The organism is Aerosakkonema sp. BLCC-F183, from assembly GCF_041929145.1.
GTDB lineage: Bacteria > Cyanobacteriota > Cyanobacteriia > Cyanobacteriales > Aerosakkonemataceae > Aerosakkonema.
The window spans coordinates 40,750-49,056 of the sequence record NZ_JBHFNU010000099.1; the positions used below are offsets into that span (position 1 = coordinate 40,750).

Consider the following 8,307-nt stretch of genomic DNA (forward strand, 5'->3'; position numbering starts at 1 on the left):
TCACCCTACTTTTCCTACCTTTCCTATATCCTTAAATTTTTGAATTCTTGTTACAAAGTAATAAGGAGTCAATTCTAGAGAGGAAATTGTGGTGACTTATACCACTTATACGCAATCTGGCAGTCAGCAGCAATTAGCAGAAAACAAAATAGAGTCAAGTTCTTTTCTGTGGCGGCATATAGGGCCGACTCCCGCTAAAATCGAGCAAATGCTCAAGTTATTGGGACTGCCGACCCTAGATGCTCTGATCGATCGCGCCGTACCGCAAGCAATCCGGCTGAAACAAGCGCTACAATTACCAGCAGCCCGCAGCGAGTACGCAGCCTTAGCTGAATTAAAAGAAATAGCCTCGAAAAACCAGGTGTTTCGATCGCTCATCGGTATGGGCTATTACAATTGCATTACCCCACCCGTCATTCAACGCAATATCCTCGAAAATCCCGGTTGGTACACCGCCTACACCCCCTATCAAGCCGAAATCGCCCAAGGACGACTCGAAGCGCTGCTGAATTTCCAGACAATGGTAATTGACTTGACCGGCTTAGAAATAGCCAACGCTTCTTTATTAGATGAAGCAACAGCAGCCGCAGAAGCCATGACCATGAGTTATGGTTTATCTAAAAATAAGGCAAAAGCTTTCTTTGTTTCTCAAGATTGCCATCCGCAAACAATTGAAGTTTTGCAAACCCGCGCCAAACCCCTAGACATTGAGATTATTATCGGAGAGCATCAAACATTTCCATTTGAACAAGCAATTTTTGGCGCAATTTTGCAATACCCTGCCAGCGATGGCACAGTCTGCGATTATAGTGCTTTTATAGAAAAAGCTCATGCAGCCGGTGCATTAGTAACAGTAGCCGCAGATATCTTGAGTTTGACTCTCCTAAAACCACCCGGAGAATTTGGTGCAGATATCGCCGTTGGTAGCACCCAACGCTTTGGAGTTCCGCTGGGATTTGGTGGCCCCCACGCAGCTTATTTCGCCACAAAAGAAGAGTACAAACGACAAGTTCCCGGACGAATTGTTGGCGTTTCCAAAGATGCCCAAGGGAAAACAGCATTGCGTTTGGCTTTGCAAACTCGCGAACAGCATATCCGCCGGGAAAAAGCAACAAGCAATATCTGTACCGCTCAAGTTTTGCTGGCTGTAATCGCTTCTATGTATGCAGTTTATCACGGGCCGACAGGAATTAAAAAAATTGCTGAAAATATTCACAAGCTCGCCGTAATTCTGGCAGAAGGGTTGCAGGAATTAGGATACGGAATTGGTTCAAAACAGTTCTTTGATACCCTACGGGTGGAATTGGGAGAACGGGGATTAGAAGAAATTCTAGAAGCTGCAAAAAACAGGCGCATTAACTTGCGTGTATTGGATGAACATACTGTAGGAATTTCCCTAGATGAAACCACTACAGTCGAAGACATAATCGACATCTGGCAGATTTTTGCAGGTACGCAACAACTGCCCTTTACGTTTTCAACTTTTTACCATTCTGAGTTTAAAGTTCAGACTTCCCTTGTCCGCACTAGCAACTATCTCACTCATCCCGTCTTTAATAGTTACCATTCTGAAACAGAACTTCTGCGTTATTTGCATCGATTGGAATCCAAAGATTTATCGCTAACTACATCGATGATTCCCTTGGGTTCTTGTACGATGAAGCTGAATGCAACAGCAGAAATGATTCCGGTAACTTGGCCGGAATTTGGCAACATTCATCCGTTTGCACCATCATCGCAAACGCGAGGTTATCAAGTTTTGTTCCAACAACTGGAAGAATGGTTAGCGGAAATAACTGGATTTGCCGGAATTTCTCTGCAACCGAATGCAGGGTCGCAAGGCGAATATGCAGGTTTGCTGGTAATTCGTCAGTATCACGAAAGTCGGGGCGAAAGTCATCGCCATATTTGTTTGATTCCCGAATCTGCCCACGGAACAAATCCGGCCAGTGCGGTAATGTGCGGTTTTAAAGTAGTTGCCGTTGTTTGCGACAAACAGGGAAATATTGATGTAAACGACCTCAAAAATAAAGCCGAAAAATATAGCAAAGAACTTGCTGCTTTGATGGTGACATATCCATCAACTCACGGTGTTTTTGAGTCGGAAATTAAGGAAATCTGCGAAATCGTTCACGCCAACGGCGGACAAGTTTATATGGATGGGGCGAATATGAACGCCCAAGTGGGATTGTGCAGTCCGGGTGATATTGGCGCGGATGTTTGTCATTTGAATTTGCACAAAACTTTCTGCATTCCTCACGGTGGCGGTGGGCCAGGAATGGGGCCGATCGGCGTTGCCCAGCATTTAGTACCTTTCTTACCCGGTCACTCGGTTGTGGAATTGGGGGGTAAAGAAAACATCGGTGCTGTTTCCGCTGCGCCTTGGGGTAGCGCTAGCATCCTGGTGATTTCTTGGATGTATATTGCGATGATGGGTGGCGATGGTTTGACGGAAGCAACTAAGGTGGCAATTCTCAATGCTAATTATATTGCGCGTCGCTTGGAATCTTACTATCCAGTTTTGTATAAGGGAGAAGCTGGTTTTGTGGCGCACGAGTGCATTTTGGATTTGCGATCGCTCAAAAAATCCGCCAGTATCGAAGTAGAGGATATCGCCAAACGTTTGATGGATTACGGTTTCCATGCCCCTACTGTATCATGGCCTGTGGCGGGTACGGTGATGGTGGAACCGACGGAAAGCGAATCGAAGGAAGAACTGGATCGTTTTTGCGATGCGATGATTACTATTCGCCAGGAAGTTGCGGAAATCGAAAGCGGGAAGGCAGACCCTCACGATAATGTGCTGAAAAATGCACCGCACACGGCAGAAGTTTTAATTGCTGACGAATGGAATCATCCCTATTCTCGCACTCAAGCTGCTTATCCCGCACCTTGGACTCGCGAACATAAATTCTGGCCGGTGGTGGGACGGATCGATAATGCGTTTGGCGATCGCAATTTTGTCTGTGCTTGTTTGCCGATGGAGGCGTATTCGTAAGACCCCACCCCCAAACCCCCTCCCCGTCTACGGGGAGGGAGGGGGCTAAGAAAAAGCACGATATCGATCTAACCGACATTCCCCACTCGCAAGAGTGTATATGACAGTGCGGAATGTGGGATCTAACAACAAAAAAGCGATCGAATTGTGCGATCGCTTTTTATCCCTCAGACCCCATCACTTTTATGGGGAAACTTATTTAATTCGATCTAAGAAACTAGCCGCAATTTCCGACTAGCTGATGACATTCTGCTTCCAGCATCCGTAGCAAATCGCGATCGCCCCGGTTTTTCGCTACTTCCAGGCGATACTCTAGACGGCGACGAATATTAGCGAGGTGAATTTCTTCCAAGTCATCTATAACTTTGTGGCCTCTACCACAACTTGGCACAACTCTAGCAGGAGTTTCTTCTGCTGATGGTGCGGCAAAGCAAGCTTCTGCGTTGGCGCGAGGATCTTTACAGTAGCTAGCGCCGCGATACTTTAACTGAGGCGTTGGTTGCGGTACGGGAATATGTCTGGCATAGCGGTAGTTCCAAGCTTGACCCCGGTATTTGCCGCCAATTTCGCCTTCAGTCATTTCGACGGTAGGTAGATCGTTTTGGTAGATGGCACCGCGATAACTGAGTTGCATATAGTCGGCCTCCTAAAGAGTTATGTCAAACGGGGTTAAATAATGTGACTCCTTTGTGAATCACTGTTTATTAGAGTAACGCTCTGTAAGCTCAATTTGGTGTGATCCCCGACACAAATTAGGAAAAGTTTTGTAAATTTCTGTATCTTATGTTACCGTTTTCTAGAAAATTGGCCAAAAGTCAAAGGATGATGACAAATCCCTACCTTGGTAGATGTCAATCCCGCGCTCATAGCGGGAAAGCGACTTGATAGAATACATCTGCTGTAGGGGCGGGGTCACCCCGCCCCTACTTTCAACCAATAATGACAAGCCCTCAGCCATCAGCTTTTCCGACGCCGAATGCTCTCTGCTGATTGCTGAAAGCTGATTGCTAACCCAGCATCCCACTTTTCTGTAACATATACAAACATTTTCCAGCATAAACCCGGAAGACGCAGTACTGAGTAATTTGGCTTATTCTGGGTGTTAGGTCAGGTTTTTTTGGCGTCGCTCAACGACTTGAGTTAGACCAGTTGAGAAATAACCTATAGAATCCCTGTGTTAAATTTCAGCGTTTGAATTTTATTTGAAAAACAATAAAGACCTTGTAATCTTTGGCCTTAATATAAATTAATAAAATTTAAATTCTTGCTCCATACATTGTTTAATTAAATATTTTTGGGAGATCGAAATTACAGTTATAGGTTGCTGGCAACAAAAAGGGAGCAGAAATATGTCAGGTAAAATTTGTCATTGGGGAGATGTTTTAATCAGATAGTCAATGTTTCCAAAGATATGAAAAATAGTGATAAGATAATAAAATCGCTCAGTTATGAGTTTATGGTTAGCATTTACCAGCCTTCATCCTTGAGATCGATCTTTGATGCCGAGCAGCAGTTTGTTAAGGTTGACAGGAAAACTCTGCTGCTAGAAGGGCTCGCCCAACTCAGTCAAATTAATCATCGCTTTACTACATCAGATAATTCGACTAATTTAAACACTCCGATTTACTGTGGCAACAGTTGTATATTAATTGTCGAAGATAATGAGCGATTAATTGGCATTATAACTGCACGCGACATTGTGAGGATGATTGCACAAAAGAGGCAATTAAAAAAACTAACAGTTGCACAAGTGATGACTCATCATCCGATCGCTTGTAAAGTCGCCGATCTGGAAAATCCATTATTATTAATTCAGGTAATGCACCAACAAAAGTTTCAGCATTTACCTGTTGTGAATGAGCAATACCAACCGATCGCAATTGTTACCCCTGCCACTATTGGAGATATACTTCAAACTGCTGACCTGTTGAAGCTGCGTTTTGTCGAAGAAATCATGAGTCGGCAAGTGATTTATGCCAGTCCCAAAATCTCTATTGCCAAACTTGCTCAACGCATGACTCGCCAACAAGTAAGCAGCATTGTTATTGTTAAAAAAACTCGCACCAACGCCATTTATCCCTTGGGCATTATTACCGAACAAGATCTTGTTCAGTTGGCAGCTTTACAAATGCGACTGGATGAACTGCGGGCGGAAAGAGTAATTACACCTCTGTTTACAGTAAAACAAAAAGATTCTCTAGGGTCAGCACATCAAGAAATGCAGACTCGGCGGATTCGCCATTTAGGAGTTGTTAACCCGCAAGGAGAACTGGTGGGAATCTTGACACAAACGAGGATTTTACAAGCAATAAATCTGGCAGAAGTTCAGCAAGTTATTAATGCTCTACAATTGCAAGTACAAACTCTAAAAGCTGATAATGCTCAACTTTTGGAGCGAGCCAATCAAGAATTAAAACAACAACTAGACAAGCAAGCAACTCTTTTAGTGAGTCAAGCCGATCGCGAAAAATTACTCTTCGATATTGCCTTGAAAATTCGCTCATCCTTAGACTTAGAAACCATACTCCAAACAACAGTAGAAGAAGTTCGTAAACATCTGCAAACTAATCGAGTTATCATCTACCGCTTTGAGACAGATTGGAGTGGAAAAGTTGTAGTTGAATCTGTAGAACAGCCTCAATGGTCTATTTTACATGAAGTTGTGCGGGATGAATGTTTTGAGCCAAGTTGGTTAACTGCTTATCAAGAACAGCAAAGTAAAGCGATCGCTGATATTTATAACGCCAATTTAAGCACGTGTTATATTCAGTTTCTCGAAAATTTTAAAGTTCGGGCAAATTTAGTTATCCCTATCTTAGTCGATCGAACATTATGGGGTTTACTCGCCGTTCATCATTGCACAGAACCTCGAATTTGGCTAACTGATGAAATTCTATTTTTAGAGCGATTGTGCATAAATTTAGCCATCGCTATTCAACAATCTAATTTATTAAAACAAGCCCAACAAACTCAAGTAGAATTAGAACTTCAAGTCCAATCTCGCACCAACCAACTTCAGCAAGAACTCATCGAACGTGCCTCTGTTGAAGCAAAAGTGCTAGAACGTCAGGAAATTTTACGCAGTTTTTATGACTCTTCTCCCATGATGATGGGAGTTGTCGAACTTTTAGATAATGATATTTTGCACCTTTTTGATAATCAATTTACAGCTAATTTTTTCGGCACAACGCCAGAAGCTTTAGCCAATAAAAAAGCCCGCGATCTAGGTGTTGCAGAACCTGCTTTACAACAATGGATAACCCATTATCAACAAAGTCGAAAACTGGGAAAACCTGTCCGGTTTGAATACCAACACATCACTCTAGAAAAAAGTTATTGGTTGCTGGCAATTGTTAGCTACATTGGTATTGCCGAAAGCGGTCGTCCCCGTTTTTCTTATATTGTTGAAGATATAACCGAATATAAACAAATTCAAGCTAAATACACTCGCTTATCCTATTTATTAGATTCTAGTTTTAATGAAATTTATGTTTTTGATGCAGAAACATTGAAATTTGATTATGTCAATCAAGGAGCGCTGAATAACTTAGGTTATAGTCGGGAAGAAATGCGGCAAAAAACTCCGGTCGATGTTAAAGCAATAACACTAGAGCAGTTTCAAGAAATTATTCATCCCCTAGTTAGTAAACAACAAGATAAAATTACTTTTCAAACCGTTCACATTCGCGCCAATGGAAGTCAATACCCAGTAGAGGTACATTTACAACTAAGTGAATATCTGGGCAAACAAGTTTTTCTAGCTATTATTCTGGATATCAGCGATCGCCAACGCACAGAAAATGCCCTCAAAGTTGCTCAAGCTCGGTTTTTCGGTATTCTCGATATTGCCAAGGATGCGATTATTTCCGTTGATTCCCAACAACGGATTATTATCTTTAATCAAGGAGCAGAAAAAACCTTTGGCTACACTGCACAGGAGATGATCGGGCAACCCTTAGCTCGACTGTTACCGGAACGATTTGCTACAGCCCATGATAACTATGTTGCTTCTTTTGCTGATTATAAAGGTAGCGCTAGGCGGATGGGAGAGCGAGGAGAAATTTGGGGAAGGCGAAAAAATGGTGAGGAATTTCCCGCAGAAGCCTCTATTTCTAAACTCACTCTCGATGGTGAAACAATTTTTACGACAATTTTGCGAGATGTAACCCAACGTAAACGAGATGAAGTCGCACTTTCACAATTAGCTGCACTCGTCAATTCATCTGAAGATGCCATTATTAGTAAAACGCTTGATGGGATCGTCACCAGTTGGAATGCTGCCGCAGAAAAACTGTTTGGTTACACCGCGTCAGAAATTATTGGTTCTCAGATTTCCCAAATTATCCCTGTAAACTTGCGCTTTGAAGCTGAAAATATTTTAGATAAAATTCGCCAAGGTCAATCCGTACCGACTTATGAAACAATCAGGCAGCGTCGGGATGGTTCCTTAATCAATGTAGCTTTAACGGTTTCTCCGATTCGAGATCGAACGGGTCGCATTGTGGGTGCTTCTAAAATTGTGCGCGATATTAGCGAACAGCAAGCGGCGCTGCGCGATCGCAAAGAAGCGGAACTCGCCCTCAAAGAAAGTGAAGAACGCTACCGCGTCCTCGTTTCTCATGCCCCAGTGGGTATTTTTCAGACCGATGCTGAGGGAAAATGCGTCTATGTGAATCCACGCTGGACGGAAATGACCGGACTTTCCCTCTCAGAAGCGTTGGGAGAAGGTTGGGTGCAAGCACTACACCCGGATGACCGAGAGCAGATTTTTGCCGAGTGGGTGCAAGCAACCGCAGAAAAACGACTTTTCAACCTAGAATATCGCTTTCGTAAACAAACCGGAGTAGAAGTCTGGGTTTCTGGACAAGCGATCGCAGTGCGGGATGAAACAGGTGCGGTTAAGGGCTACTTCGGTACAGTAATGGATATCACAGCACGCAAGCAAGCAGAAGAAAAACTGCGCCAAAGTCAAACTAATCTCGCCGAAGCCCAACGCATCGCCCATCTGGGCAGTTGGCAACTTGATTTAAGAACGAAAGAAAGAATTTGGTCTGATGAAACCTTCCGCATTTTTGGCTTAGATCCCAACGGCGCTGCACCCACTCAAGCAGCCTTTTTACAAATGGTTCATCCTGACGATCGTCAGCAAATTCAACATTGGCTTCAACAACTGGAGTTTAGACTAACCGCGCCCTAAAGCGCGGTTAGTCTAAACTCCTATAAATAAAAGTAAAAAGATAAAAAACAGTCGTACAAGTGTACTAATGACACAGGTACGACTGTTTGGTAGAAGCTTAAAGTTGTACCAC

4 protein-coding genes are annotated in these 8,307 nt (G+C 43.3%); 3 read left to right on the plus strand and 1 reads right to left on the minus strand.

Going from position 1 to position 8,307, the window contains the following annotated elements; translation table 11 throughout:
- Positions 1-148 precede the first annotated feature (148 nt).
- Both gcvP and ACE1CD_RS29045 read left to right on the plus strand, forming a co-directional pair.
- On the plus strand, positions 149-2,998 hold the full coding sequence (gene gcvP, locus ACE1CD_RS29040; RefSeq protein WP_374827012.1) for an aminomethyl-transferring glycine dehydrogenase: 2,850 nt from the start codon (positions 149-151) through the stop codon (positions 2,996-2,998).
- 100 nt (positions 2,999-3,098) lie between these two features.
- Positions 3,099-3,236, plus strand: coding sequence for a hypothetical protein (locus ACE1CD_RS29045; protein ID WP_374827009.1), 138 nt, complete (start codon positions 3,099-3,101; stop codon positions 3,234-3,236).
- Here the strand turns inward: ACE1CD_RS29045 and ACE1CD_RS29050 are convergent.
- A complete protein-coding gene (locus tag ACE1CD_RS29050) occupies positions 3,216-3,632 on the minus strand; it encodes a DUF4278 domain-containing protein (protein WP_374827010.1) in 417 nt (138 codons plus the stop codon). The two genes, ACE1CD_RS29045 and ACE1CD_RS29050, sit on opposite strands and share 21 nt — an antisense overlap.
- Before the next feature lie 822 nt (positions 3,633-4,454).
- Between ACE1CD_RS29050 and ACE1CD_RS29055 the strand changes: the two genes are divergently transcribed.
- The gene (locus tag ACE1CD_RS29055; RefSeq protein WP_374827011.1) at positions 4,455-8,195 is read left to right on the plus strand and encodes a PAS domain S-box protein; all 3,741 of its coding nucleotides are present in this window, start codon (positions 4,455-4,457) and stop codon (positions 8,193-8,195) included.
- The last annotated feature ends 112 nt before the right edge of the window (positions 8,196-8,307 follow it).

Coding starts and splice junctions, on each gene's coding strand:
- ACE1CD_RS29045 (WP_374827009.1), top strand. CDS start 3,099: ATGACAGTGCGGAATGTGGGATCTAACAACAAAAAAGCGATCGAATTG.
- ACE1CD_RS29050 (WP_374827010.1), bottom strand. CDS start 3,632: ATGCAACTCAGTTATCGCGGTGCCATCTACCAAAACGATCTACCTACC.
- ACE1CD_RS29055 (WP_374827011.1), top strand. CDS start 4,455: ATGGTTAGCATTTACCAGCCTTCATCCTTGAGATCGATCTTTGATGCC.